Origin of the sequence: Knoellia sp. S7-12 (assembly GCF_040518285.1) — a bacterium.
In the GTDB taxonomy this organism is placed as follows: Bacteria; Actinomycetota; Actinomycetes; order Actinomycetales; family Dermatophilaceae; genus Knoellia.
In genome coordinates this window covers 2,625,283-2,650,371 of the sequence record NZ_CP155449.1, presented here as the reverse complement: position 1 = coordinate 2,650,371, position 25,089 = coordinate 2,625,283, and the positions used below count along the sequence as shown (strand labels likewise).

Here is a 25,089-nt window from a genome sequence, read left to right as displayed (position 1 = left end):
CGCCAGGTCGCGCCGTGAGTTTCTCGACCTCCGGCGCGGTCCTCGCGACGCTGGTGGTCGTCACGGTCTGCTACGCAATCGGGGGGATCAACCCGGCCACGATCATCGGCCATGCACGCGGAGTGGATGTCGCGGCGGTGGGTTCGGGCAACCCGGGCGCGACGAACCTCGGGCGCGCAGTCGGCAGGAAGTGGGGGATCCTCGTCGGAGTCCTCGACGTGCTCAAGGGGTTCGTGCCGACGTTCGTCGTCCTGCGCACGATGGGCACGTGGGTCGCGCTCTTTGCGGGGGTGGCGTGCGTGCTCGGCCACATCTACAGCCCCTACCTCGGCGGTCGCGGCGGCAAGGGTGTGGCGACCTCGCTCGGCGCGATGCTGGCGGTGGTGCCGTGGGTGGCCCTCGCCGGGCTGGTCGTGTTCGGGGTGTGCCTGCCCTTCGTCCATCGGCTCGGCAACGCGTCGGTCGTCGCGTCGACGTTCCTCCTCAGTGCCGGCGTCGTCCTCGTCGTGCGTGCGGACACATCGGTCGATCTCGGGGTGGGGATCTGGGTCGTGCTCGTATCGCTCATCGTGCTCGCCCGGCACCGTGGCAACATCGCGGCCTGGAAGGGGCGCCTGAGCGGCTGAATTTGTCCACAGGCGACGGCTCGTGGCGTGGTCGTCCACAGATGGCCGATCTGGGGTTGGGTGTCGCGCCCGTCGTTCCTAACGTCGGCGTATGCCGTTCCGTCGAGAACCCGACACCGTGTCAGCTCGCGCCCTGGCCAGGGTGCGTGGCGGCGGCAATGGTCTTGAGGGTGGTGGTGTTGGCGGCAGTGGCGACCGCGCTGGTGGTGGGGGCGGAGATGGCGCTGGTGGGTCTGGTGCGGGCGTGGGAGAGCGGGCTGGTCAGGAGGATCGTGGGCGGCACCGACCGCTCGAGGTGCCGCGCGGGCCGGTCTTCGAGCTCCCCACGAGTCTGCGGGGAGCGAGGTGGGTGCCGAGCCGATCGGCTGCCATGGCGCTGCTGGCGGTGGTCGTGGTCGTCGCCGTGGTCTTCGGAGTGCGTGTCTGGCTCGCGGGTGCCGGGGAGGGTGCGGCAGTGGGTCATCGCGCTGCCGCCGGGGCAGAACCGACGGGCGTGAGCCGGGGGACGTCGACCCTCTCGCGGGCATCGCCAAGTGCATCGGCATCTGGTGGTTCGGGTCCGGGTGCATCGTCGGGGGGTGGAGCGTCGGTGGGTGGAGCGGGGGCAGGGCAGGGGACCGGGGCGGCCGGAGTGGCTGGTCCGGTGGTCGTGCACGTCGTCGGTCAGGTCGTGAAGCCCGGCGTCTATCGCATGGCTGCTGGCGCGCGGGTCGGTGACGCCGTGAGTGCCGCGGGCGGGGCCTCTCGGGCGGCAGACCTGACAGCCGTGAATCTTGCCCGGGTCCTCGTGGACGGCGAGCAGATCGTCGTGCCCAAACCGGGCGACGTCCTGGCCGGGCCCGGAGCGCCGGGAACAGGGTCGGGAACTGGCGCGGGTGCTGTGGGCGGAAGCGGAGGAGCTGGTGGCGGAGGTGCAGGGTCCGGATCCACGGGTGGCACCGTCTCGCTGAACTCGGCCGACCTGTCTGCGCTCGACACCCTGCCCGGCGTGGGTCCCGTTCTCGCACAGCGCATTCTCGACTGGCGCACCGAGCACGGGCGTTTCACGAGCGTCGAGGAGCTTGGTGAGGTGAGCGGCATCGGCGAGAAGCTTCTCGCCCAGCTCACCCCCAAGGTCACGTTGTGACGGTTGCAGACCCTCCCGAACTGCGCGCTCGTCGCGATGAGTGGACGCGGGAGACCGTGCGGTTCAGTGACATCAGGTTGCTCGTGCCGGCCCTCGCAGCGTGGGCGCTGCTCGCGCTCACCCTGACCTGGACGGCGGGACCGCGCTGGATCGTCACGAGCCTGGTGGTCATTGCGCTCGTGGTGCTTCACCTCGTGGGGCGTGGTCGTCGACTGATGCTCGTGCTCGGGGTGGCCCTGCTCGTGCAGGTCGCCGGCAACGGACAGCACGCACTGCGCGGCGTCGGGGACCTCGACGACCTCACCGCGGCCCGGGCCGTCGTGACGATCGAGGCGACCGTGACCTCGGACCCGGTGGCCCTCGCGGCCCGGGGCAGCGGTGAGCCCGTCGTCATGGCCAAGGCCAAGGCGCACCGGGTCGATGGTCGCGGACGGAGCACCCCGGCATACGCACCGATCTCACTGCGCGGAGACGACGGGATGCTGCAACTGAAGTGGCACGAGACAGTTCGGCTGCGTGGTCGGCTGACACCGCCGTTGCCGGGCTACCCGGAGGTTGCTGTGCTCCGGGTGTCGGGGCACGAGGTCACCAAGTCGGCTGGTGCCATCGGTGGTGTCGCTGAGCATCTGCGCGCCGGGCTCAGGATGGCCGTGGATCCGACACCGGACGATGCGCGAGGGCTCCTGCCCGGACTCGTCATCGGTGACACGAGCCGGACTCCGCCCGACCTCACCGAGGCGATGCAGGCGACGGGGATGACTCACCTGACTGCCGTCAGCGGCTCGAACATCGCGGTGGTGGGCGGCATGATGCTCGGGCTCTGCATCCTTGTCGGAGTGCCGAGACGATGGCGACCACTCATCGTCGCGCTCGCGATCCTCGGGTTCGTCGTGCTCGCGCGTCCTGAGCCGAGCGTCGTCCGGGCCGCCGCCATGGGTCTCATCGGGCTCATCGGGATGAGCCGCTCACGCCGCGCGGCTGGCCTCCCGGTCCTGTCCGGAGCGATCGTCGTCGTGCTGGTCATGGACCCGTGGATGGCGCGGTCGTTCGGGTTCGCACTGTCCGCGCTGGCCACGCTCGGGCTGTTGCTCTTCACCCGGCCGTGGGGTGACGCGATTGCCCGGCACCTGCCTTCGCGGTTGGCGTTCATGGGACCGGCAGTCGCCATACCCGTTGCGGCACAGGCGATGTGCGCACCACTGATCGTCCTGCTCCAGGGCTCGGTGAGCATCGTCGGTGTGGTGGCCAACCTCGTCGCGGCGCCACTCGTCGCCCCGGCCACGATCGCCGGAGTGGTCGCGGCGCTGGTGTCGGTCGTCGCCGACGGTCCGGCCCAGCTCGTCGGGTGGCTCGGCGCTGTGCCCACCCTCGTCATCGCCAGGACGGCGCGCGTGATGGCGGACGTCCCAGGCGGCACCATGCCGTGGCCGGACGGCGCCCCCGGTGCACTCCTGCTCGCGGGTCTCACCGTCCTGCTGCTTGTGATGGGTCGCTGGCTGGGGCGATACGCGGTCCTCAAGCCTCTCGTGGCACTGCTCCTCGTCGCCCTCACCGCAGCGATGACGCTGCCGACGCGTGTCGTGACCTGGCCACCCGACGGCTGGCGCATCGCCTTCTGCGACGTGGGTCAGGGCGATGCGGCCGTCGTGCGCACCGGACCGGGTCGGGCCCTCGTCATCGACGCCGGCCCCGAGCCGTCAGCCGTCGACGGCTGTCTCGACTCGCTTGGTGTCCAGGTCGTCGATGCCGTCGTCCTCACGCATTTCCACGCCGACCACGTCGAGGGGCTCCCCGGCGTCATCGGCGGTCGGACGGTCGGGCAGGTGTTCGTCTCACCGATTGCGGAGCCGGACCATCAGGTGGGTGAGGTGACGCGATGGACTGGAGCACACGGCATACCCGTGTCTGCTCTGGCGGCAGGGGACCGGCTCGAGTTCGGTGACGTGACCGCGGAGGTGTGGGCGCCGGTGCGCCGCATCGCGGCCGGTTCGGTGCCCAACAACGCGAGCATCGTGGTGGCGGTCCACGTCGGTGAGGTCGATGCGCTGCTGCTTGGTGACGTGGAGCGTGAGGCCGCGCACGACCTCGTGCTCAGGATGCGGCGAGATCCCCAGATGGCCACTGCTGCAACGGAGTTCGACGTCGTCAAGACACCCCACCACGGAAGCGCGAACCTCGACCCTGCGCTCATGTCGGCCGTGCGGGCACCGGTCGCGGTGATCAGCGTGGGCCAGGACAACGACTACGGACACCCGACAGCGGCGCACCTGACGATGCTGCAACGCAATGGGTATGCCGCCTATCGCACCGACCAGCGCGGGCACATTGCCGTGGTCGAACGGGACGGTCGGCTCGAGGTCGTCACCGCCAAATGACCCACAGCGTCTGGATCTGCGGGAGCTATGCCGTCGGCTGACCCGACGCAGGCGGTGGAGGTGCGGCGCGTTTGCGCGGTCGGACTCGGACCGGGACGGGGCCGGCTGCGGTCATCGTGAATGGCAGGGCGACCTCGAACGTGTCGTCCTGGCTCTCGAACTCGACCTCGCGGACGAGGGTGGCCAGCGCGATGGCGGCCTCGGTCATCGCGAAGTGGTCGCCGATGCAGGAGCGCATCCCGCCACCGAAGGGAAGGTAGGCCCACCGATCGCGGTTCTTGGACGGTTCCGGCAAGAACCTGTCCGGGTCGAACTCGTCCGCGTCCGCGCCCCAGATCGCAGGATCCCGGTGCAGTGCCCAGATCGAGACGATGATGTCCTGGCCGGCCTCGACTCGGTACCCATCGATGGCCAAGTCTCTCTCGACGCTGCGGCTGACCGCCGCAGCTGGCGGGCAGAGCCGGAGGGCTTCGTGGAGGACGCGGATCGTCAGGGCGAGGTCCGGGATGTCGGCCATGGTCAGGTCGCGCTCACCCAGCGCCAGGGCCTCCGCAGCGACCGACGTCTGCAGGTCGGCGTTGCGGCCGAGCTGCCACAGCGCGTAGGACAGGGTGGTCGCCGTGGTGTCGTGTCCCGCCGTGAGGAACGTCGTCAGCTCGCTGCGGATCTCCTCGTGGGTGAGGCCCAGACCCGTGTCTGGATCCTTGGCCTGGAAGAGGAGATCGAGCAGCTCGGCGTGACCGGGGTGGGTGTGGGCATTCGCGATCGCGGCGTCGACGATGGACCAGATGACCGCCCGCGCCTCACTCCAGCGGCGTTGTCCGGGCGTGGGTACCCACACGGGCAAGCGAACGGGTGCGATGGCTCGCGCCGTCGTGTAGTTGAGGACCTCGCGGATCGGCGGACCCAACCGCTCGGCGTCCGCGTCCAGGTCGAGGCCGAACAGCGATCTGCCCAGAACCCGCAGAGTGAGGTGGCGGCTCTCGGCGTCGATGTCGATGACCGAGTAGGCCGGCCACGCGCTGGCGAGGTGTCGGGCAGCGCCGGCCATGTGGCCGGTGAAGTGCTCGACGTGCTGTTTGGTGAAGAGAGGCTGCAGAGTCCGTCGGCGCGGCTTCCATGACTCGTTCCCGAGACTGAACACGGACTCTCCACCGAGCAGGCGCAGCTGCCTGACCAAAGTTGTGTGCTTGTCGATCGAGCCGTCATGGTTGGCCAAGACGTCGTGGGCGCCCTGCGTCGAGGAGACCCAGACCAGCTTCGGGACGAAGGGGCCCAGGTTCGTCGTGGTCACTGGTCCCACGGTGTCGCGGAACGTCGCCCCCGCGGTGTGGAAGTCCCGGATGGTCCGCAGCAGGGTCAGGAAGGGCATGCCCACTGTGGGTGGTCTGGGCAAGGCGCTGAGCTCTGCGACTGTCGTCATGGCGCACTGATGCTTCCCGGCTGCGAGGTGGGAGGTGCGGGCGGCACCTGTTGCCACGGTACGCGCGCTGCCGCGGCCGAACATGACCCAGAAGCAAGCCTGGCTCATGGTCACGCGGAGGGGTGTCCGCTGGCCCATGTGTCCGCAGCCGTCCTTGCCCGGTCGTCTCGATGCCGGACGTCAGGGGAGGGTCAGCGCGTGGGGGCCCTGCGCGCCTTGGCCGTTGAGGCCTTGGCGCTCTCGACGAGGGCGTCGAGAGTGGCCTTGACCGCCGGGACGCGCTGGAGGTCGGGCGTCGTCACGGCGACGATGTGGCGGCGTGAGGCCGGCGTCATGGGGAGTGCGACGACGTCCTCGTGGTGGACGGTCTTGAGGATGAGGTCGGGGATGACGGCGACCCCGAGGCCTTCGGCGATGAGGCCCATGACCGCGACGTAGTCCTCGGTCTCGTAGGCGATGTCCGGCACATAGCCGGCCGTGCTCGCGAGCTGGAGGAGGTGACCGCGGCAGCGCGGACAGCCGGCGATCCAGGTCTCACCCTTGAGCGCAGCCATGTCGACGTTCTTGGCGTGGGCGAGCTCATGGGTGCGGGGAACTGCGAGCAGCACCTCGTCATCGAGGAGAGGAGTGGTGACGAAGGCTTCGAGGTCCTCCTCGCCGCGTCCGAGGTCGGTGCCCTCATAGACGAAGGCCACCGCGAGGTCGCACTCACCGGCGCGCAGGGCGGCGAGTGACTCGCGCGGCTCGCCCTCGCTGAAGGTGATCGAGACGCCCGGGTGGTCGGCCTTGACCTTGGCCAGGGCCTTGGGGACGAGGGTCGCCGAGGCGCTGGGGAAGGCCATGAGGCGAACGCGCCCGGAGCGAAGGCCCGCGATGGCGGCCACCTCTTCCTCGGCGGCGTCGAGAGCGGAGAGGACGGGGCCGGCATGGCGGGCGAGGACGGCGCCGGCCTCAGTGAGGCGCACACTGCGACCGATGCGCTCGACGAGCGTCGTGCCGGTGCGGGTCTCGAGGCGGCGGACCATCTGCGAGATGGCGGGCTGGGAGTAGCCGAGCGAGAGCGCCGCAGCAGTGAAGCTGCCTTCATCGGCGATGGCGCGCATGACGCGGAGGCCGGCTGCATCAATCATGGATGAATTCTATAACGCTCAGTTATCAAAGTGCCAGTCCTCGTCACAAGAGGTGATGCAAGAGTCGGGTGCGAGGTTGCGTGTATCTGTGGCGGGCCCTCACGCTCCTCTCGTACATGAAGACCAGCATCCGACGGCGGACAGCCCGCCGCAGCCACCACCCGGACGTCACCTGTGACGCGCTCGGGCGCTGGCACTGGAAGTGCCAGTGCGGCGCCGGGGCCCACGCGGGCAGTTCGACCGTGGACTGGCGCTGGATGGTGACCGGAGCGCTGGTCCATCAGAACAGCTGCCCCGGCGAGTGAGGCTGTCTCTTCCCTTGCGTCTGCGTGGATGGTGGCTAGAACCACCACATCCGCAGACGCAACGGATGAGAGGGGTGACGAAGGGGGAGTCGAGGTGGCGGCTGCCGCCATCGTGACCTCTTGGACAAAAACGGTCGTGCGGGGAGTCCTACGATGGTGGGGTGAGTTCCGAGGTCAACGCCAGCGTCGCCGAGGTGGCGGAGCTGCTGCGTGAGCGTGGCCCTGCGCTCGTCCTCACCGGTGCCGGCATCTCCACCGAGAGCGGGATCCCGGACTATCGCGGCCCGGACGGCAACCGGCGAGTCACCCCGATGTCGCATCAGGAGTTCACCGCGACGAGTGCAGCGCGACAACGCTATTGGGCGCGCAGCTTCATCGGTTGGCAGCGCTTCACGGTCGCCGAACCCAACGCCGGGCACCACGCCGTCGCCGAGCTGCAGCAAGCCGGCATCTTCGCCACGGTCATCACCCAGAACGTCGACGGTCTGCATCAGGACGCAGGTGCCCGCGACGTCATCGAGCTTCACGGGACCCTGTCGGAGGTCGTCTGCCTCACCTGCCAGGAGCGCGTCGACCGCGACCTCGTCCAAGCATTCATGGATGACGCGAACCCCGGATTCGCCTCTCTCGCAATGGGACTCGTCGGCGACGGCTCGCAGGTGAGCAGCCAGATCCGACCGGACGGAGACATCGTGCTCGCCGATGCAGCGGTGCAGACATTCACTGCGCCGCGATGTCTCGGCTGTGGTGCCGACACCCTCAAGCCGGACGTCGTCTTCTTCGGCGGTGCCGTCCCGAAGCCGCGGGTCGAGCAATGCTTCGCGCTGACCGATGCCGCGCCCGTCCTGGTCGTGCTCGGGTCGTCGCTCAAGGTGATGAGCGGATATCGGTTCGTGCGACGGGCGGCGGCACACGGCATACCCGTCGTCGTCGTCACGAAAGGCCCCACCCGCGGTGACGCCGAGACAACGCATCGGATCGATGCGCCGCTCGGCGTCACGTTGTCCGCGTTGGCCCGCACGATCAGCGAACGGGTCGCCTGAGCCGACCTGCGAGGGTCTAGATCCGGCGGAGGACCGCGGTGACCTTGCCGAGGATCGTGGCGTGGTCGCCGTCGATCGGGTCGAAGGCTGCGTTGTGCGGCATGAGCCAGACCTTGCCGTCCTTGCGCTTGAACGTCTTGACCGTCGCTTCGTTGTCGAGCATTGCGGCCACGATGTCACCGTTGTCGGCGTTGGGCTGCTGGCGCACGACGACCCAGTCACCGTCACAGATCGCGGCGTCGATCATCGAGTCGCCGACGACCTTGAGCAGGAACAGCGAGCCCTCGCCGACGATCTGCTTGGGCAGGGGGAAGACCTCCTCGACGGACTCCTCGGCCAAGATCGGCACACCGGCGGCGATCTGCCCCAGGACGGGGACGTAGCTCGCCTCGGGCCGCAGGTCTCCCGAACCGGTCGGGTCGAGGTCGGCGTCGATGTCGTCGGCGGTGGCGCCGCCGCGGTAGCCGCGGATGTCGGTCGGTGTGTCGGGGGAGATGACCTCCATGGCACGCGGCCGGTTGGGGTCGCGGCGGAGGTAGCCCTTCTTCTCGAGGGCATGCAACTGGTGCGAGACCGAGCTGGGAGAGGTGAGACCCACGGCCTGGCCGATCTCACGCATGCTTGGCGGGTAGCCGCGACGGTCGACCGCGTTGCGGATGACTTCGAGGACCTTGCGCTGGCGCTGCGTGAGCGTGCCGTCGCCGGGGTCACGGTCGGGAAGCTGGTGGACGTGTGCGTCGTCCGTGCCGCGCTTGTCGCTCATCGGTGCTCTCCTCGGTCGTGCCTGGATCGGCGGTGATCTGGGCTGTCTGCTGCGCGTCCGGCCAGTGTGGTGCTGGTGGGACACGCGTTGTCAGTGGTGCCTGATTGGCTTCCTGACATGACGACAGCGTACGGAGTTCGTGCTCACGGATCAAACATCTGTTCGAGGCGTGTCTTGAACTCATCGAACATCCGTGCTAGAAATCGTACAAGCGTTCGTTCGAACATCATTTCGATTGTGACCGCAGCGAATGAGACATCGACCCAGGAGGACACCATGAGTGCAGTTGCAGTGCTGGACGGCACGACCAATGGGTATGCCGCACCGCGTCCGGTTGCGCCGTGGCGGCCGCAGTCGCGTCGTCGGCCGCAGCCGCGTCTCGTGCTCGTTCCCACGGGCGAGTCGGTGCCCGAGGTGGTGCAGCCGTCTCTGCGGTTGACCCGCGCGGGTCGCCTGGTTCTCACGAGCGCCGTCGTGCTCGTTGCGCTCGTGGTCGCCTTTGTCGGACTGACTGGCGGAGCAGCCGCGTCGGCGCCGGCTGAGACGGTGACCGTCCAGCAGGGACAGACGCTCTCCGAGATTGCCGCCGAGCACCTCAGCGGCGTGTCCATAGCCACAGGTGTCGCCGAGCTCCAGGCCGCGAACGACCTGTCGTCCGCCCAGGTTCAGGCCGGTCAGACCATCGTCATCCCGCAGGACTGATTGCGCGCTGACGAGCCACACACTCCGAGCCGCTTCGACCCCGGTTCGGGCCTGAGTCTTTGGCCGAGCTTCGACCCCTCGCCGACTCAGCACGGAGGGCGCCCCGCGACTATTCGCGCGGGGCGCCCTTTGCTGTGCCCGCAGTGGGCCGACTCGTTGCCCCAGAACCACCAAAGAGGCTTCCAGATTCGGGCCCGATCGATGGTCTTCAGGCAATAAGTCGGGGCGTTGAGGGCTTGGACCTGACATGAGCGATGAGGCGAGTGGGCGAGTGCAGAAGGTCAAGCAGCTGCGGGTGGTCGTCGAGGCCGACGACTACGACGACGCGGTCCGGTTCTATCGCGACGTCCTCGGCATGGACGAGATCGCGGCGTTCTCCGAGGGCGGCGAGGACCGCGTCGCGATCCTCGAGGCCGGGCGGGCGACGTTCGAGATCGCCAGCCCCGCCCACAAGGTCGCGATCGACAACGTTGAGGCTGGCGGCACACCGAGCCCGAAGATCCGGATCGCCTTCGAGGTCGACGACGCCGAGTCTGCGACCCGGGAGGCCGAAGCGGTGGGCGCGAAGGTCGTCGCGGAGCCGGTCCTCACTCCGTGGATGTCCCTCAACTCGCGACTCGAGGCGCCGGCCGGTCTGACGATCACCTTCTTCCAGGAGACCGAGGACTCGCACGAGCGGGCCGAGCGCGAGGGTTTCGGCACCAGCCGCAGCGCATCCGCAGTGGATCCGCAGTGAATCCGCAGGGCCCTTCGGAACATTGGGCGCCACCTCCCACCCGGGAGGGGTAGCACGACAGAGGGAGATTCGCGATGAAGAAGTTCGTCCTCGTGGCCACCGCCGTGGCCGCTCTGGCTGCACCGGTGGTCGCCGCACCGCAGGCATTCGCCACCGACGGCAAGGCTCAGGCCCACGTCACCACCCCTGGCAAGACCGACAACTCCGGAGGCACCGCGTCGGCCGTCCTGGACTTCACTGGGGACCGCACCGTCTACTACAAAGACTGGTACGTCAACGACACCTGCGACTCGAACGGCGACGGCGACGGGCTCGGGACGTGGGCCCGGGCCATTGCCAAGTACCGCGACGGAAGCTACGGCTATGGCAGTTGGCACAAGGACACCCGCGGCTGTGGCCCCGCGGGCCTGGGCTTCGCGGACGGTCAGTTCACCGCGAGCAAGGACATCATGTCGGCGGGCGTTCAGGTCTGCCTCTACGACAGCAGCACCCAGATCCGTTGCGCCAGCGACATGCGCGACAACGGCAATACCTGAGCGCCGCTCCTGACGTGATCGCCTGAGTCCGTTCCCCAGCGGACTCAGGCGATCACCAGGTTCAGGGGCAGCTCGTGGAAGGCGGCGAGGAACTCTGCCGCTTCGGCGATGCCCTCGCGTTCGGCGGACGTGATGTCGGCTTCGGGCCGGACCGTCACCGTGACCCGTTTGGTCTCGGTCTTGCGCTTGAACGTGCCGAGGTCACGCCCGTCGACCACGACGATCCCGCCGGCAGCCTCGGAGATGAGCCGGGTGCGGTCGACGTCGGAGTTCCGGCGTGGGAAGCCCGTCGTCGGATAGGTCAGGGCCGCTTCGTCGAACGTCGACAGCAGGTATGCCGTGTGCTTGCGTGACGCGCGTGCCGTCACCGTGGGGTCGTGCCAGAGAGTCTCGCCCTGGCACTCGACCGACTCCATGGGGTGAGTCGTCTGGAGGGAGGCCGTGGTGGTGAGTTCGGCTGTGGCAGAGCGGATCTCGGTCAGGGTGAGTCCACTCCACCGCTGGAGATCGCGTTCGGACGCAGGCCCGTGCCCGGCGTAGAAGCGGTGGGTGAGTTCGACGAGCGACTGCTCACGCGGCCACGTGTCCGACCGTGCAGGGGGGATGATCTCGTCCACGACGGCATAGGTGTGCTCGGTTCCGCGCGGCGGACCGGAGCAGATGACCGCACGAACTTCGGCACACATCAGTTGGTGCGCCATCGTCTCGCCGGGCCCGGGCAACCCGGCCGCTGCGAACCGCGGCCCGAGCTCTCTGCGCGTCAGGGCCTGCCCGTCGGCGAGGAGTTCACGCAGCAGCTCGATGCCCCGGTCGATGATCTCTGGAGTGAGGCCGAGCTGGCGGTGTCGGGCCGGCATGGAGGACTCGACCTTGGCACCAGTGAGGGCCTGGATCCAGCGGAGATCCTCCGGCGCGACGTGGTGCCATGTGGGTCGCAAGATGTGGGTGCGCACCCAACCGCCAGCCGACTGCTCAGCGAGCACACCGGCATACGAAATGTTGCGTGAGCGCATCGCGAGGGAGTGCGCTGCAAGAGGTGCGTCCTGCGATTGGACGCAGGTGAGCAGGCGCACCGCGTCGGCGGCCTGGGGGAGTGGCGCGGACGAGAGGCGTTGGGTTGCAAGGCGTCGGCGGATGACCCACTCGCGGGTGACGGTTCGCGTCATGACTGCATCCTCCCGCGCCATGATGGGCACATGGAGCGACACATCACCGTGGATATTGACGCCGCACCCGAGCAGGTCTGGGATGTCCTGGTCGACGTTGCCCGTTGGCCCGACTGGGCGGACACCGTGACGTCGGTGACCCGGCTCGACGACGGGCCGTTCACGATCGGCGCGAAGGCGCGGGTGGAGCAGCCGAAGCTGCCGCCGACGGAGTACGTCGTGACGGAGCTCGAGCCGGGGCGCTCGTTCACGTGGGTCGCGACGGGCCCGGGTGTGCGGACGACGGCGCGGCATCTGCTCGAGCCGGCGGGAACGAGCACGCGAGTGCGACTGTCGGTCGAGCAGGCGGGTCCACTCGGAGTCGTCATGGGGCGGCTCTTCTTCAAAGGGCTCACCGACCGCTACCTTGCCGCCGAGGCCGTGGGTCTGAAGGCCCACGTCGAAGGCGCGGCCTGAAGATCATCCTGTTCGGCGGCGCAGGGAAGCTCGGGGAGCACCGCAGCACGTCCGTTGTCAGGTCTGCACCGAGCGACGCATCGTGAGTCGAGGCAGCTGGCTCGCCATCGCGGTGGTGGTGTCGACGACCTTGAAGCCGGAGCGCTCGAACATCGCCCTGGTCCCGACGAACGCCATCGTGAGGTCCATGCGGCCCGGTGGGTCGACGGGGTGGGCCTCGACAGCCGGCGCACCGTTGGCAACGGCGTAGTCAACCGCGCCATCGATGAGGTGCTGCGTCACGCCGCGCTTGCGGAAGCCGCTGCGGACGACGACGCAGACGATGCTCCATACGGGCAGGTCGTCGGTGGGCAGCATGAGCTTGGACCGGTGGAGGCGGGCGATCTGCGAGCGAGGGCCGATGTTGCACCAGCCGACCGGCTCCCCGTCGAGGTAGGTGACGACGCCTGGCGGGTGCTCGCGCTCGCACAGGGAGCGCATCGCCTGCTCGCGCTGATCGTCACCCGTGCCGCCGAGCTCGGTGACCTCGGCCGCGGTGAGCCGGTGCGACAGACACCAGCAGTGCGTCTGCCGCCGGTTCTTGTTGATGATGTCGGCGAGGTCCTCGAACCGGTCAGGTGTGACCGGATGCGTCTCCCACACGGTTTCGGAGGTCATGGTGCGCGGAAGTAACCGCAGGGGGGCACCTCAGCCTTGTCACGGTCCGAGCGGATGAAGAGGACCCGGTTCCAGCCAGACGGGACGCCCTCTCGGGAGTCGTCGTAGTCCATCGCGACGATGTTCTTGCCCGTGATCATCACTGGGGCCGCAGGGTCGGGCCAGGCGCGGGGTCCATTTTTGCCGAAATCGGATCCGGGGAAGTTGAGTCCGCGGCCGCCGACGTGGGGGCAGCCGAGTGCAGTGACCGTCGGTGCCGTTTGCCACGCGAAGCCGCCCTTGACCTTGATTGTCAGCTTGGCGACCTTCGTGGGTCTGGTCGCGCAGTTCTCGTCCACGCGCATCAGCCGCGTCACCGTGAACGTGTTGGTCTTGCTGAACTTCACGCTTCGAGTGACGTTCCCGCACCTCTCGTCGAGGCTGATCGCGGGGATCACCTGCTTCGGGCGCGCTGAGTCCGGATCCCACACCCAGGCCGTGGTGGAGTCCTGGTAGCCGTTGCCTTCATTGGCCATGAGTTTGACGATCGCGTCCTCGTGTCCGTCGCCGTTCACGTCCAGGTACTCGGGTGGAGCATCGTCCAGGGCGTAGGTGGCGCCCCCGTTGTGCCGTGCCGTCCCACCTTTGAGGGTGACCCGCTCGCTCGGGTTCCCCGGATCCGTCCATCGCCAGCTGCCGAAGTCGACCGATCTGATGCCCGGTTCCTCGCTCGACATCGACGATTCCGGTGTCGGCGAGTCCGAGGGTGTCGGTGGCGGTGAGGCCGGTGGCGGGCTGGTCCCCGAGGGCTGCCCGCTGCCCTGTGTTGAATCAGCAGTCACGGAGGCTGTGGGCTCACCCTTGCCACCCGGCTCCGCCTGACCGCACGCTGCAAGCGCCATGATCGCAGCGACGCCCATCCCTGACAGTGCACCTCGCATGGTCCCCCTCCCGCTGACATGTGGGCTCAGCGTAGGGGAGTGGTGCTGTTGAGGTGCCGGGTTTGCGCTGTGCACTGCTGCGCCACAGCGCAGCAGTGCACAGCGCCCTCGGGAATGATTGTGATGCATGTGTAGTTGTGTAATCATGTAAGCACTGCAAGAAGATGCAGGCACCACAGGAAGGGAGACCCACATGCGGTCCCACCACAAGAACTTCAGCTCAGACAGTTCAGAGAACTCACCTCGCCCCACCGGCCGCGGCACCCGCCACGGCATGCGCGGCGACATCCCCGGTCGCGGACCGGGTGGCCACGGAGGACATGGCGAGCGCGGCGGAGCCAGCGAAGGTCGCGAACGCGGCGAACGCGGCGAACGTCGTGGTGGCCGGGGCGGTCGCGGACCCGGCATGGGCCGGCCCGGCGGCTGGCAGCAGGCCGACATCCCCAGCGCCGACGACGCGCAGGACTGGTTCACCGGGCGCCTGCCCGCCGACTGGTTCAGCGAGGTCGAGGTCAACATCGACCGCGACGAGATCACCGTCATCGGCACCCTGCCGGCCGAAGAGCTCGACGGCGCCGAAGGCAGTGCTGTGACGGAAGGGCGGATCAGCCGTTGGCGCAGCGACACCAAGGAGCAGCGCATCGAGATCGCTCTCGAGGCGCAGAGCCGCTATGAGCGCAAGGTGTCGTGGGGGGTGCGGCTCGGCGAGACCGAGGCGCTGTTCACCCACCTCGCCGCGCCGGTCATGACGCGCCTGCGTCAGCCCGAGCGACAGGTCCTCGACACCCTCGTCGACGCCGGCGTCGCCCGCTCCCGCAGCGACGCGCTCGCCTGGTCGGTCCGACTCGTCGGTCAGCACGCGGACGAGTGGCTCGGCCAGCTCCGTGAGGCCATGAGTGAGGTCGACAAGCTCCGCTCCCAGGGGCCGTCGGCCTGACCTGATGTGACCTCAACGATCAGGTATGCCGGCCGCTCACCTTGAGCGGCCGGCATACCTGCGTCGTGGCTTGGTTCTCTGCTCAGGCTTCGGGCTGTGCAGCAATGCAGAAGTCGTTGCCCTGCGGGTCGGCCAACGTGGTCCACCGGAAGTTCTCGTCACCGCGGCGCTCCACGAGTGTTGCCCCGGCTGCGAGGAGTCGGTCGGTCGCTCCCTCGAGGTCCTCAGTGATGAGGTCGAGGTGGAGGCGGTTCTTGCCCGGAGTGACCTCGTCGACCTTCTGGAAGGCGAGCGTGACCGGCAGCTCGCCGCCCTTGACGATGACGAACCATCCGTCGTTGGTCTCGGCGATCTCGGCGCCCGTCACGTGCGCCCACCACGAGCCCAGTGCTTCTGCGTCGGTGGTGTCGGCAGTGATCATTGCCAGTTTCAGAGTCATGCCCGAACGCTATGACCGGGCTGTGACAGTACCCAGCAGGGAGATGTGGGGGCTCTCGGGCGAGCGACACGCCGATGGTGAACTCGCCACGCGGATGGGCTTGCGGCCTGTGTCACAGCGGCGCATACTGGCTACTACATCTAGTGGTTACACCGATGTAGTTCATCCACATATGGTTCACAGGGGCGGGGCACTTCTCCACACGTTGTCCCCAGTTCATCCCCAGAGTTGTCCCCACACTCGGTCCATCCACGCGAAAAGGAGCCGGTTTCATGCACTGTCCGTACTGCCGCCACACCGACTCCCGCGTCATGGATTCGCGCGCCACCGACGACGGCTCCAGCATTCGCCGCCGTCGTCAGTGCCCCGAGTGCGGCAAGCGCTTCACGACCGTCGAGACCGCGGCACTGTCCGTCGTCAAGCGGTCCGGAGCGGCCGAACCGTTCAGCCGCGCCAAGGTCCTTGTCGGCGTCCGCAAGGCCTGCCAGGGCCGCCCGGTCACCGAGGACCAGCTCGCTCTCCTCGCCCATCAGGTCGAGGACAGCATCCGCGGCGCCGGACAGGCTGAGATCGACGCCCACGAGGTCGGTCTTGCCGTCCTCGAACCGCTGCGCTGCCTCGACGAGGTCGCCTACCTGCGGTTTGCCAGCGTCTACCAGGCCTTCGACAACGTCGAGGACTTCGAGGACGCGATCACGCTGCTGCGGGTCGAGCGCGATGCGCTGGGACAAGAACCTGAACGTATGCCGGCCAGCGGCCCAGGTTCTTCGGTCGCCCCGCCGGACTGACCGGCTTCACGCCAAACCGCAGCACACGGCATACCCGAACAACCCGAAGAACACAGCACCTCTGTCGCTCAAAGCGACACCCCCGACCACTGTCAGTGGTCACCGCAATTATTGATGTCAGGTCACACGAAACGCCCGGGTTGAGCCGGGCAAGAAAAGGGAGTCAGGCAATGACGGAGACCGCCGGCGCACGCACAGGGGCACGCAAGGCCAAAGGCAAGGGTGTGCTGGTCGAGCGCATCTTCACGACACCCGGTGTGCACCCCTATGACGAGGTGACCTGGGAGAAGCGCGACGTCGTCCAGCAGAACTGGAAGACCGGCGTCACGATCTTCGAGCAGCGCGGAGTCGAGTTCCCCGACTTCTGGAGTGTCAACGCCTCCACGATCGTCACGACGAAGTACTTCCGTGGGGCCGTCGGCACCGAGGCTCGCGAGACCGGGCTCAAGCAGCTGATCGACCGCGTCGTCCTCACCTACGTCAAGGCGGGCAAGGAGCACGGCTACTTCTCCTCCGACGAGGACGCCGAGCTCTTCGAGCACGAGCTGACCTGGGCCCTGCTGCACCAGGTGTTCAGCTTCAACTCCCCGGTCTGGTTCAACGTGGGCACGGCCTCGCCGCAGCAGGTTTCGGCCTGCTTCATCCTCGCCGTCGACGACTCGATGGACTCCATCCTCAACTGGTACAAGGAGGAGGGCTTCATCTTCAAGGGCGGCTCGGGCGCGGGTCTCAACCTGTCGCGCATCCGCTCCTCCAAGGAGCTCCTCTCCTCCGGTGGCACGGCCTCGGGACCGGTGTCGTTCATGCGTGGCGCCGACGCGTCCGCGGGCACCATCAAGTCCGGTGGCGCGACCCGTCGTGCAGCCAAGATGGTCGTCCTCGACGTGGACCACCCCGACATCGTCGAGTTCGTCGAGACCAAGGCGCGTGAGGAAGACAAGATCCGCGCGCTGCGTGACGCCGGCTTCGACATGGACCTGGGCGGCAAGGACATCGTGTCCGTGCAGTACCAGAACGCCAACAACTCGGTGCGCGTCAACGACGAGTTCATGCGCGCCGTCGAGGAGGGCACCGAGTTCGGCCTGAAGTCGCGTGGCGACGGGTCGGTCATCGAGACCATCGACGCACGCGCGCTCATGGGCAAGATCGCCAAGGCCGCATGGGAGTGCGCCGACCCGGGCATCCAGTACGACGACACGATCAACGACTGGCACACCAACCCGGAGACCGGCCGCATCACCGCGTCCAACCCCTGCTCCGAATACATGTCGCTCGACAACTCCTCGTGCAACCTCGCTTCGCTCAACCTGCTGAAGTTCCTCAAGGACGACGACACGTTCGACGTCGTGAAGTTCCAGCAGGTCGCCGAGCTCGTCATCACGGCGATGGACATCTCGATCTGCTTCGCGGACTTCCCGACCGAGCCGATCGCCAAGACGACTCGTGACTACCGCCAGCTCGGCATCGGCTACGCGAACCTGGGCGCGCTGCTCATGGCGACAGGTCACGGCTACGACTCCGATGGTGGCCGCGCGCTCGCCGCGTCGATCACCTCGCTCCTCACCGGTGCCGCCTACAAGCGCTCCGCCGAGATGGCTGGTGTCGTCGGTGCGTATGCCGGGTACGCCCGCAACGCTGACGCGCACAAGCGGGTCATGCGCAAGCACGCCTCGGCCAACGACTCGATCCGCACCATGCAGACGATGGACAAGGACATCCACCGCGCCGCGACGAAGGCGTGGGACGCCGTCGTCAAGGTCGGGGAGAAGAACGGCTACCGCAACGCCCAGGCGTCGGTGCTCGCTCCGACCGGGACCATCGGCTTCATGATGGACTGCGACACGACCGGCATCGAGCCGGACTTCTCCCTCGTCAAGTTCAAGAAGCTCGTCGGTGGCGGCTCGATGCAGATCGTCAACCTCACCATCCCGCGTGCCCTGCGCAAGCTCGGCTACACGGAGGAGACGGTCGAGGCGATCGTCGAGTTCATCGCCGACAAGGGTCACGTCATCGACGCGCCCGGCCTCAAGACCGAGCACTACGAGATCTTCGACACCGCCATGGGTGCGCGATCCATCTCCGCGATGGGTCACGTGCGGATGATGGCGGCCACGCAGCCGTTCCTCTCCGGTGCCATCTCCAAGACGGTCAACCTGCCCGAGGACGCCTCGGTGGAGGAGATCCAGGACGTCTACATGCAGGGCTGGAAGATGGGCCTCAAGGCGCTCGCGGTCTACCGCGACTCCTGCAAGGTCGGTCAGCCGCTCTCCGATGGTGGCTCCACCGCCAAGGACGCTGAGGCTGGCAAGGCTGCTGGTGTCGCTGCTGCGGCCGCCGGTGCTGCTGCTGCGGCGGCTGGTCCGGCGCAGGTCGTCGAGAAGGTTGTCTACCGCCCGACGCGTGAGCGTCTGCCAAAGCGTCGTTCCTCGCAGACGACGTCGTTCGCCATCGGTGGCGCCGAGGGTTACCTCACGGCTGGCACCTATGAGGACGGTCGCCTCGGTGAGGTCTTCCTCAAGTTCGGCAAGCAGGGTTCGACGCTCGCCGGTGTCATGGACGCGTTCTCCATCGCTGTGTCGGTTGGCCTGCAGTACGGCGTGCCGCTCGAGACGTTTGTCGAGAAGTACTCGAACATGCGCTTCGAGCCGGCCGGCATGACCGACGACCAGGACATCCGGATGGGTCAGTCGCTCGTCGACTACGTCTTCCGTCGCCTGGCCCTGGACCACATGGACTTCGAGACCCGCTCGTTCATGGGCATCCACACCGCCGAAGAGCGTCAGCGTCAGCTGGAGACGGGCTCTTACGCCCCGTCGACGGTCGAGGGTGACGACTCCGAGGCACTTGAGGACGAGATCGAGTCGTACTCGCAGGGTGTCGGTGCCACCTCGCCGAAGAAGACGGCAGAGGCGGCCCCGGCTGCCGACACGTCTGACTCGGGAGCGGGTGCTGGCGCGGGGGATGACCTCACGTCGGCAGGACACGCGAGCGAGCTGAAGTCCGGTGCCGGTGCGGCCTCAGCACGCGAGGTCTCCTCCGACGTGCACTCCTCGGCTGAGCTGCTCGAGAAGTTCCAGGGCGTCTCCGCCGACGCGCCGATGTGCATGACCTGCGGGACGAAGATGCGCCCCGCTGGGTCCTGCTACGTGTGCGAAGGCTGCGGAAGCACCAGCGGCTGCAGCTGATCCAGCAATAGCTAGATGAACGGCCCCGAGGAGTTTCCTCGGGGCCGTTCTTCTTGCCCTCACGCCGCCGCGGCGTTCGACGCTGGGAGCCGGCGGCAGGCTGGGAGGAGAAGTGTGGGGGGACGGGCCTGGGGCAGGCGGAGACTTAAGGTGAAGGGGTGCACCCATCCGCTGAAACTGCATTAGACCTCATGTCCACCCCGCGATCCCCGGCTCAGTTGCTCAAGGCCAGTCAGGGGGCGTGGGACGAGCACGGCTACCCGCTGACGTATGCGTGCTTCATGGCTCTCGTGGCGTTCGCCGACCATTTTGGCGGCCAAGGGACCGATGACGAGGCCGGGCAGGACGTGATCCCTCGCCCGCCATCCGACGTCATCATCTTGGCTGGGAGACGCCGCGGCGAGGAGGCGCTGGACATGCTCAACAGCCTGTTCACGCGCGTACGGGAGGCAGACCTCGCGCAAACCCAGGAATTGGCACCGGGCCCGACGTTGGCGGACCTGGACAAGAACTACAAGGGGAAGGCTGCCTACCTGATGGCCTACATCGTGGGGTCAGGAGTGGCGACCCTGGTGGAGGAAGGCCAGGACGGTGAGCGAGTCCTAGATTCAGTCGGGCAGTTCCTAGAGGAGCTTTCGGGCTAGCGGTGCCCTCCGTCGGCTGATGCGCGACACCTGTCCCCAGTTGACGTGCGACACGTGACCTAACGGATCGCGGCAACTCGTCGATCCGGCAACCGTTCTCGACCGCGCGCTTGAGCCCCCATCGCGCAGGTGGATTCCAAGCCTGCGGGTTCACTCTGGGGGCCAGGTGCCGGGAGTACGGGCCTGGTCCCTTCGCGGCGCAGTGACGCACGTCGGCGGTGCCGTCAGTCTGGGTGCGCGCAGCTGGCTGCGGAATATCTGACCTGGACCCAACACTCATCGCAGCTCCGCTACTTGGGGACTCGCAGAGGCAACACTGACGGCATGGACAATCGCGAAGTGGTAACCGTCCTCTACGTTTTGGGGGCGCTGGTCACGATCGCTGGCGTCGTGACGGCGTACTTGCAGACGGTCGGACAGAAGCGGCGTTTCGATGACATCGCTGTTTTAATCGGCTCGGACGATGAGCCCGATCTCGTGGACATCTACGAGAAAGCCAAGGCAGGAGAAACTGCCGACCTTGCCGCGCAGGCTGCGACGAGGTCGGCCAGAGAGGCTGAACTGGAGAAGGCACTGCTTGCCGTAGGCATTCAGGACCCATCGCCCACGTGGAACGACATGCGCCTGCCGGTCGCCTACTGGAGCAAGCGCAATGCGCTCGGCGGACACGCTCGCAACATTCAAGACGGGCGGACTGGTGGCCCTTTCTGGGCTGGGGCTCACTACGATCGCGAGCATCTGGAGCCTCTATCTGTAATCGCACGTGCCATATCAGCGTCATCTCCGCGCGGTTCTGGGCCAACCGGAGCTCGGCGGTCGCGTGGGCGTACGCGGCGGTAAGACGCACTCGACCAGCCCTCGGTGTCCGAAGACGCGCCATCCTTCAGCGCGGCTTAGTCGGCATTGAGCGAGCGGTCGCAGTGCATCGATGGCAGAGCGGTAGCAGTCCACCCCGTACCCGAGCGGTCGCAGTGTTTCTCGAATGCCGAGGCAAACGCGAAAGGCGTTCGGCTCGCCCAGGATGTCTGCACGCTCGAACAAGGCGCTTAATTCATTGTGCACATCGGAGTAACTTCATGAGCTCGCGCGGCGAAAATGGCGGGCTCCTCGAACACCGACGATCGACTCCCGGGGGGCGACCGCTCGTGGCACTGACCGGGGTCGCGCTGAACGGGTAGCCGGCCCCAATCACTCTTCCGGACGCGAGCGCTGCGGCGATGCGCCGCGGGTCGAGTTCGGTTGTCTCCCGAGCAGCGGGTGGTGCAGTAGGCGCTCGCGAAGGAGCGATGGGGGTCAGTTCAGGGAGTGCCCCCGCTAGTACTCTCACGGCGGACGGTCGGTTCGAAAAACGCGAGAATCGCCACCTCGACCCCGAACCCGATCAGGCTGCCGTGGGGAAAGTAGGTAAAGAGCACAGTGCTGATCGTCAGGACGCCGATCGTTGCTGCGAGCAGAGATGACCACCACAGTGGAAGTCGATGGGTCACGTACGCGGCCACGCCGGCGACAACGCCACAGATGCCCATCGCGACCAGCAGGAGGGCTTCCAAACCCCACATCGCGTGCCACGGTGACGGCAACGAGGACGCCACATAGCTAAGTGTGACGATCGGGGCGCCCAGCAGTGTGAGCCAGGCCAGCACGGCAGTCCACCGCCCTGCAATCCGTGCCCTTGGTAGCAGTGACACACCGATCAAGAGAAATGCGGGGGCGACCAAAACACCGAACAACACATAGTCGCCGGGCACGCCCAGATCATTGCCGATGGGACGCATCCACGAATACGGTCGCCCATCCGCAAGACGCTGCGCCCACGCCGGGGCGTTGCCACCATCCCAGGCAACGACCGCGGGAGGCAGCAAGACCGCTGACCACATGGCACCCGCAGCGGCCACAAGTGCGTCACGGTGTCTGCCGCCTGTCCCCTTCCTAGGCCTCACGTCACCAGCATGCTCCTCGGACTGACTGGCCGCACCGACTCAGCGTCCGGGGCGGCAACACCAACCACCTCGTCCACGGTCGTCCGTGCCGCCGTCAGGAAGGTCGTCTGGCGGCGCAGAGACGCACCGCGTTCCGCGGCGCACACTGGTGTCGTGAAGACCTACACGTTGCTGGATAAGGACAGACGGCCCTACCATTCACCCACCCCCGGCACGTTGGGCGGATACCGACGCAGCAAGATCTATGGACGCCTCGATTGCCCGTCAGCCTTGCGCTCGATCGCCAAGGGCCAGTACGTCCAGCACCGGGTGTTCTTCGCCGATGAGGAACACGCCATCGCTGCCGGATACCGACCCTGCGGGTCATGCTTGCGGCCGAAGTACCGCCAATGGCTGGCGGACTCCGAGCCCCAAAAGGCCACATCAGATACCGAGCGTGAGCTGCACAACGACGGTTGACACGCCGTCCAGGTCGTGAGGAAACCGGCGGGCGAGGCGAGGGCCGACTGGCGGCGGAGAGACGCAGGTCCCACGCGAGCATCTTTCTTCAGCGTCGCTCTTCTCTGATCCACCGACGGTGATTTGTTCTGGGCTCAGTCCTCCACCCGGCCGTCGACGAACATCTCCAGCCGCCGCCGGGTGCTCGCCTGGTCGACGGAGAGATGCCCGTTGACAGCTCTGGCCGCCCAGCCAAGCCGGGTCGCGAGGCGCGCGGCCTCCACCAGGTCGGCGTGCGACAGGTTCGGGTAGGCGGCCGCGTAGGGCGCGAGGAACGTGTCGCGGAACGGTCCGGTGTCGACGGAGTTCTCGACGTCGTCCAGGCCCCAGGCGATCTGACCCTCCAGTGCGACGGCGAGTGCGAAGAACGGGTGGGAGACGCAGGCGTCCCCCCAGTCGACGACCCAGTGGCGACCATCGCGCACGAAGACCTGCCCGTCGTGAAGGTCGTCGTGCTGCAGGGACTCCCTGATGCCGTAGACCGCGAGCTGCTCACACAGCTCGGCCACCCAGCCGGTCGCGGCCCGGAAGCGAGGCGCGACGTCGATCTCCTCCAAGAGCGCGGCGTAGCTCGCCGGGAGGATGGCCAGCCGCACGTCGGGGACGCCGATCGCGAGGAGGGCGTCGACGTCGTCCTCCATCGCGACGCTGATCCGCGCCACCGAGTCCAAGACGGGGTGCCAACGCACCAGGCTCGCCTCGACGACCACCAGCTCACGCATCCGCGTCCCCGCATCACGCATCAACATCCAGCCGCGGTCGAGGTCTGCGGCCAGAAGTGGCTCGACCCGGTCCGGGACGCGCTCGGCGAGCAGCGTGACCAGTGCCGCCTCGTGCTGTAGACGGCCATGGTTGGCCTTGAACCACACCGATCCGGCGGTCGTCGGGACCTTGAGCACGGTCGACCAGACCGTGATGTGCGGCTGCTCTGCGTCGCCGGTGCGCTCCAGCCCGAGCGCGTCGGTCTGCTCGTCGACCCACGCGTGGGCACCGGCAAGCCACTGGGGGTCGGTCCAGAGCTCGGTCATGGTCCCGTTGTAGCGGCTGGCGCTCCGTCCCGCACCCGGTTTTGAGGTCGCCTAGTTCTCGCCGGGCGGCTGCCCGCATCTATCTGGGCTACTAGACGATTGCTGGTAGGGCCGGCGTCTGGCCAGACTCGGTCCAGGTGCTCGGCGGGACGCTCTCTATTGGGCTGCCCACCGCTTTGTCGGTGTGGCTCACTATCGGACTGCTGCCCGCCGGGCGCCGTGACGAGGCGTGGCTCAAGAAGGGACTGCCCTGCTCGTAGTAGCACTGCCCACCTCGCCGTCCACATCGGGTACGAGCAAGGTAGGAGCGGCACATGGAACGTGTTGTCATCGGGGTCGATCCCCACAAGCTGTCGGCGACGATCGAGGTCGTTAACGATCATGAACGGCGTCTCGGTTCGGGCCGGTTCACCACCGACCGGGCCGGCTACACCGCGATGCGAACCTACGCCAAGGCGTGGCCGGACCGGGTGTGGGCGGTCGAGGGCGCCAACGGTGTCGGACGCCCCCTGGCGCAGCGGCTCCTGGAATCAGGGGAGCATGTCGTGGACGTCCCGGCCAAGCTCGCCGCCCGGGTCCGGCTCTTCGACACCGGCCACAACCGCAAGACCGATGCCCACGACGCACACTCGATCGCGATGGTCGCGGTGCGCACTTCGGGCCTTCGGGTGCTGCAGGTCGACGGTGAGCTGGAGGCGCTCAGGTTGCTCGTGGACCGCCGTGAGGCGTTGACCCGGCGACGGGTCCAGAGCGTCGATCGGCTCCAAGCCCTGCTCGCGGAATTGCTTCCCGGGCAGGCGAAGAAGGACATCACCACCGGTCAGGCCAAGCGCATGCTCGCCTCAGTTCGCCCGCGTGACGTCGCCGGCAAGACCCGCCGCCGGATAGCAGCAGAGGAGCTCGCCGAACTGGTCGCGGTCGAGGCCAAGATGAAGAAGGCCACCGCCGAGCTGAAGGCGATCATCCAGGCCCGCGGCTCACACCTGACGGACATCCCCGGCATCGGACCTGTGGTCGCCGCCCGTGTCCTGGCTGACGTCGGCGACATCGCCCGGTTCGCTGACCGCAACCGGTTCGCGTCCTGGACCGGCACCGCACCGCTGGACGCCTCCTCCGGGGAGAACAACCGGCACCGTCTCTCCCGAGCGGGTAACCGCCGGGTCAACCACATGATCCACATCGCCGCGATCACCCAGCTCCGGCTCGACACCGACGGGCGGACCTACTACCGGCGCAAGCGCGCCGAGGGCAAGAAACCCCTCGAGGCACTGCGCTGCCTCAAGCGAAGGATCTCCGACGTCATCTATCGACAGCTGGTCGCCGATGCCTCACCCGCCCAAGCCACGGGCAAAGAGGCGGGCCCGGGAGGGCAACGCGGGGCGTCTCATACATCCAGCGCGACCGGCTCGCACCCGCACACCGGCACTTCGGATCAGCCACTTCCCGGACCCGCACCAAGGACGCTACGCGCGACAGCCGCGCTGCGAAAGACCGAGCCCACTAAGCACCTAGAACCGGCCGGTTGACAACAGAAGGGAGCCGAAGTGACGCGACTAACCGACCAGGACGCATCAGTTGGCCGACATGTGTCGCGCATCTGGTTCTGATCAATTGTCGGGCTAGTGGCGACCACCCCAGCCAGATGTGGCCGGAAATGGCACCGACC

26 protein-coding genes are annotated in these 25,089 nt (G+C 67.5%); 17 read left to right on the top strand and 9 right to left on the bottom strand.

The annotated features are described in order from the left end of the window. Positions 1–14 precede the first annotated feature (14 nt). From V6K52_RS12735 to V6K52_RS12725, 3 genes are all read left to right on the top strand, one after another. A complete protein-coding gene (locus V6K52_RS12735) occupies positions 15–626 on the top strand; it encodes a glycerol-3-phosphate acyltransferase (RefSeq protein ID WP_353950487.1) in 612 nt (203 codons plus the stop codon). Between the two features lie 91 nt (positions 627–717). After that, on the top strand, positions 718–1,752 hold the full coding sequence (locus V6K52_RS12730; RefSeq protein ID WP_353950486.1) for a ComEA family DNA-binding protein: 1,035 nt from the start codon (positions 718–720) through the stop codon (positions 1,750–1,752). Further along, positions 1,749–4,127 carry a ComEC/Rec2 family competence protein gene (locus tag V6K52_RS12725; protein ID WP_353950485.1) on the top strand — a complete coding sequence of 793 codons (2,379 nt, stop codon included), beginning with the start codon at positions 1,749–1,751 and terminating at the stop codon, positions 4,125–4,127. Before V6K52_RS12730 ends, V6K52_RS12725 begins: the two co-directional genes overlap by 4 nt. Before the next feature lie 25 nt (positions 4,128–4,152). Here the strand turns inward: V6K52_RS12725 and V6K52_RS12720 are convergent, their stop codons facing one another. Together V6K52_RS12720 and V6K52_RS12715 are read right to left on the bottom strand one after the other, a co-directional pair. Further along, positions 4,153–5,550: a cytochrome P450 gene (locus tag V6K52_RS12720; protein WP_353950484.1), complete on the bottom strand. Its 1,398-nt coding sequence runs from the start codon at positions 5,548–5,550 to the stop codon at positions 4,153–4,155. Positions 5,551–5,741: 191 nt separating this feature from the next. Further along, positions 5,742–6,680, bottom strand: coding sequence for a LysR family transcriptional regulator (locus tag V6K52_RS12715; RefSeq protein WP_353950483.1), 939 nt, complete (start codon positions 6,678–6,680; stop codon positions 5,742–5,744). A gap of 116 nt (positions 6,681–6,796) precedes the next feature. Here V6K52_RS12715 and V6K52_RS12710 point away from each other — a divergent pair, with 116 nt between their 5' ends. Next, positions 6,797–6,985, top strand: coding sequence for a hypothetical protein (locus V6K52_RS12710; protein WP_353950482.1), 189 nt, complete (start codon positions 6,797–6,799; stop codon positions 6,983–6,985). 161 nt (positions 6,986–7,146) lie between these two features. Then, complete coding sequence (locus V6K52_RS12705) at positions 7,147–8,028, top strand: Sir2 family NAD-dependent protein deacetylase (protein WP_353950481.1); 882 nt, start codon at positions 7,147–7,149, stop codon at positions 8,026–8,028. A gap of 16 nt (positions 8,029–8,044) precedes the next feature. Here V6K52_RS12705 and lexA read toward each other — a convergent pair whose 3' ends face one another. Continuing rightward, the gene (gene lexA, locus V6K52_RS12700) at positions 8,045–8,791 is read right to left on the bottom strand and encodes a transcriptional repressor LexA (protein WP_353950480.1); all 747 of its coding nucleotides are present in this window, start codon (positions 8,789–8,791) and stop codon (positions 8,045–8,047) included. 276 nt (positions 8,792–9,067) lie between these two features. On the opposite strand from lexA, the gene V6K52_RS12695 reads away from it, so the two are divergent. The 3 genes from V6K52_RS12695 (at position 9,068) to V6K52_RS12685 (ending at position 10,765) form a co-directional block, all read left to right on the top strand. Further along, a complete protein-coding gene (locus V6K52_RS12695; RefSeq protein WP_353950479.1) occupies positions 9,068–9,493 on the top strand; it encodes a LysM peptidoglycan-binding domain-containing protein in 426 nt (141 codons plus the stop codon). Between the two features lie 247 nt (positions 9,494–9,740). Continuing rightward, positions 9,741–10,229, top strand: coding sequence for a VOC family protein (locus V6K52_RS12690; RefSeq protein ID WP_353950478.1), 489 nt, complete (start codon positions 9,741–9,743; stop codon positions 10,227–10,229). 74 nt (positions 10,230–10,303) lie between these two features. Next, on the top strand, positions 10,304–10,765 hold the full coding sequence (locus V6K52_RS12685; RefSeq protein ID WP_353950477.1) for a hypothetical protein: 462 nt from the start codon (positions 10,304–10,306) through the stop codon (positions 10,763–10,765). A 44-nt stretch (positions 10,766–10,809) separates the two neighbouring features. Here V6K52_RS12685 and V6K52_RS12680 read toward each other — a convergent pair whose 3' ends face one another. Then, the gene (locus V6K52_RS12680) at positions 10,810–11,931 is read right to left on the bottom strand and encodes a winged helix DNA-binding domain-containing protein (protein WP_353950476.1); all 1,122 of its coding nucleotides are present in this window, start codon (positions 11,929–11,931) and stop codon (positions 10,810–10,812) included. A gap of 30 nt (positions 11,932–11,961) precedes the next feature. On the opposite strand from V6K52_RS12680, the gene V6K52_RS12675 reads away from it, so the two are divergent. Continuing rightward, positions 11,962–12,387, top strand: coding sequence for an SRPBCC family protein (locus tag V6K52_RS12675; RefSeq protein ID WP_353950475.1), 426 nt, complete (start codon positions 11,962–11,964; stop codon positions 12,385–12,387). Between the two features lie 57 nt (positions 12,388–12,444). On the opposite strand, the gene V6K52_RS12670 is transcribed toward V6K52_RS12675, so the two are convergent. Both V6K52_RS12670 and V6K52_RS12665 read right to left on the bottom strand, forming a co-directional pair. Next, positions 12,445–13,044, bottom strand: a complete 600-nt coding sequence (locus V6K52_RS12670; RefSeq protein ID WP_353950474.1) for a GNAT family N-acetyltransferase — start codon at positions 13,042–13,044, stop codon at positions 12,445–12,447. Then, the gene (locus V6K52_RS12665) at positions 13,041–13,598 is read right to left on the bottom strand and encodes a hypothetical protein (RefSeq protein ID WP_353950473.1); all 558 of its coding nucleotides are present in this window, start codon (positions 13,596–13,598) and stop codon (positions 13,041–13,043) included. Before V6K52_RS12665 ends, V6K52_RS12670 begins: the two co-directional genes overlap by 4 nt. A gap of 76 nt (positions 13,599–13,674) precedes the next feature. Here V6K52_RS12665 and V6K52_RS12660 point away from each other — a divergent pair, with 76 nt between their 5' ends. Beyond that, positions 13,675–13,905 carry a hypothetical protein gene (locus V6K52_RS12660; RefSeq protein ID WP_353950472.1) on the top strand — a complete coding sequence of 77 codons (231 nt, stop codon included), beginning with the start codon at positions 13,675–13,677 and terminating at the stop codon, positions 13,903–13,905. Positions 13,906–14,157: 252 nt separating this feature from the next. Then, on the top strand, positions 14,158–14,901 hold the full coding sequence (locus tag V6K52_RS12655) for a hypothetical protein (RefSeq protein WP_353950471.1): 744 nt from the start codon (positions 14,158–14,160) through the stop codon (positions 14,899–14,901). A gap of 82 nt (positions 14,902–14,983) precedes the next feature. Here V6K52_RS12655 and V6K52_RS12650 read toward each other — a convergent pair whose 3' ends face one another. Beyond that, on the bottom strand, positions 14,984–15,340 hold the full coding sequence (locus V6K52_RS12650; RefSeq protein WP_353950470.1) for a VOC family protein: 357 nt from the start codon (positions 15,338–15,340) through the stop codon (positions 14,984–14,986). A 272-nt stretch (positions 15,341–15,612) separates the two neighbouring features. On the opposite strand from V6K52_RS12650, the gene nrdR reads away from it, so the two are divergent. From nrdR to V6K52_RS12630, 4 genes are all read left to right on the top strand, one after another. Further along, the gene (nrdR, locus tag V6K52_RS12645; RefSeq protein ID WP_353950469.1) at positions 15,613–16,128 is read left to right on the top strand and encodes a transcriptional regulator NrdR; all 516 of its coding nucleotides are present in this window, start codon (positions 15,613–15,615) and stop codon (positions 16,126–16,128) included. A gap of 170 nt (positions 16,129–16,298) precedes the next feature. Continuing rightward, the gene (locus V6K52_RS12640) at positions 16,299–19,313 is read left to right on the top strand and encodes a vitamin B12-dependent ribonucleotide reductase (protein WP_353950468.1); all 3,015 of its coding nucleotides are present in this window, start codon (positions 16,299–16,301) and stop codon (positions 19,311–19,313) included. Between the two features lie 191 nt (positions 19,314–19,504). Continuing rightward, positions 19,505–19,957, top strand: a complete 453-nt coding sequence (locus tag V6K52_RS12635; protein ID WP_353950467.1) for a hypothetical protein — start codon at positions 19,505–19,507, stop codon at positions 19,955–19,957. Positions 19,958–20,281: 324 nt separating this feature from the next. Continuing rightward, positions 20,282–20,797 (top strand): hypothetical protein, encoded by a 516-nt coding sequence (locus V6K52_RS12630; protein WP_353950466.1) that lies wholly within the window; start codon positions 20,282–20,284, stop codon positions 20,795–20,797. Between the two features lie 458 nt (positions 20,798–21,255). Here V6K52_RS12630 and V6K52_RS12625 read toward each other — a convergent pair whose 3' ends face one another. Continuing rightward, positions 21,256–21,732, bottom strand: a complete 477-nt coding sequence (locus V6K52_RS12625) for a hypothetical protein (protein ID WP_353950465.1) — start codon at positions 21,730–21,732, stop codon at positions 21,256–21,258. Positions 21,733–22,050: 318 nt separating this feature from the next. On the opposite strand from V6K52_RS12625, the gene V6K52_RS12620 reads away from it, so the two are divergent. Beyond that, positions 22,051–22,356, top strand: coding sequence for an Ada metal-binding domain-containing protein (locus V6K52_RS12620; RefSeq protein WP_353950464.1), 306 nt, complete (start codon positions 22,051–22,053; stop codon positions 22,354–22,356). Positions 22,357–22,490: 134 nt separating this feature from the next. Here the strand turns inward: V6K52_RS12620 and V6K52_RS12615 are convergent, their stop codons facing one another. Beyond that, the gene (locus V6K52_RS12615; RefSeq protein ID WP_353950463.1) at positions 22,491–23,423 is read right to left on the bottom strand and encodes a phosphotransferase; all 933 of its coding nucleotides are present in this window, start codon (positions 23,421–23,423) and stop codon (positions 22,491–22,493) included. A 314-nt stretch (positions 23,424–23,737) separates the two neighbouring features. Between V6K52_RS12615 and V6K52_RS12610 the strand changes: the two genes are divergently transcribed. Then, positions 23,738–24,949 carry an IS110 family transposase gene (locus V6K52_RS12610; protein ID WP_353950462.1) on the top strand — a complete coding sequence of 404 codons (1,212 nt, stop codon included), beginning with the start codon at positions 23,738–23,740 and terminating at the stop codon, positions 24,947–24,949. Positions 24,950–25,089 lie beyond the last annotated feature (140 nt).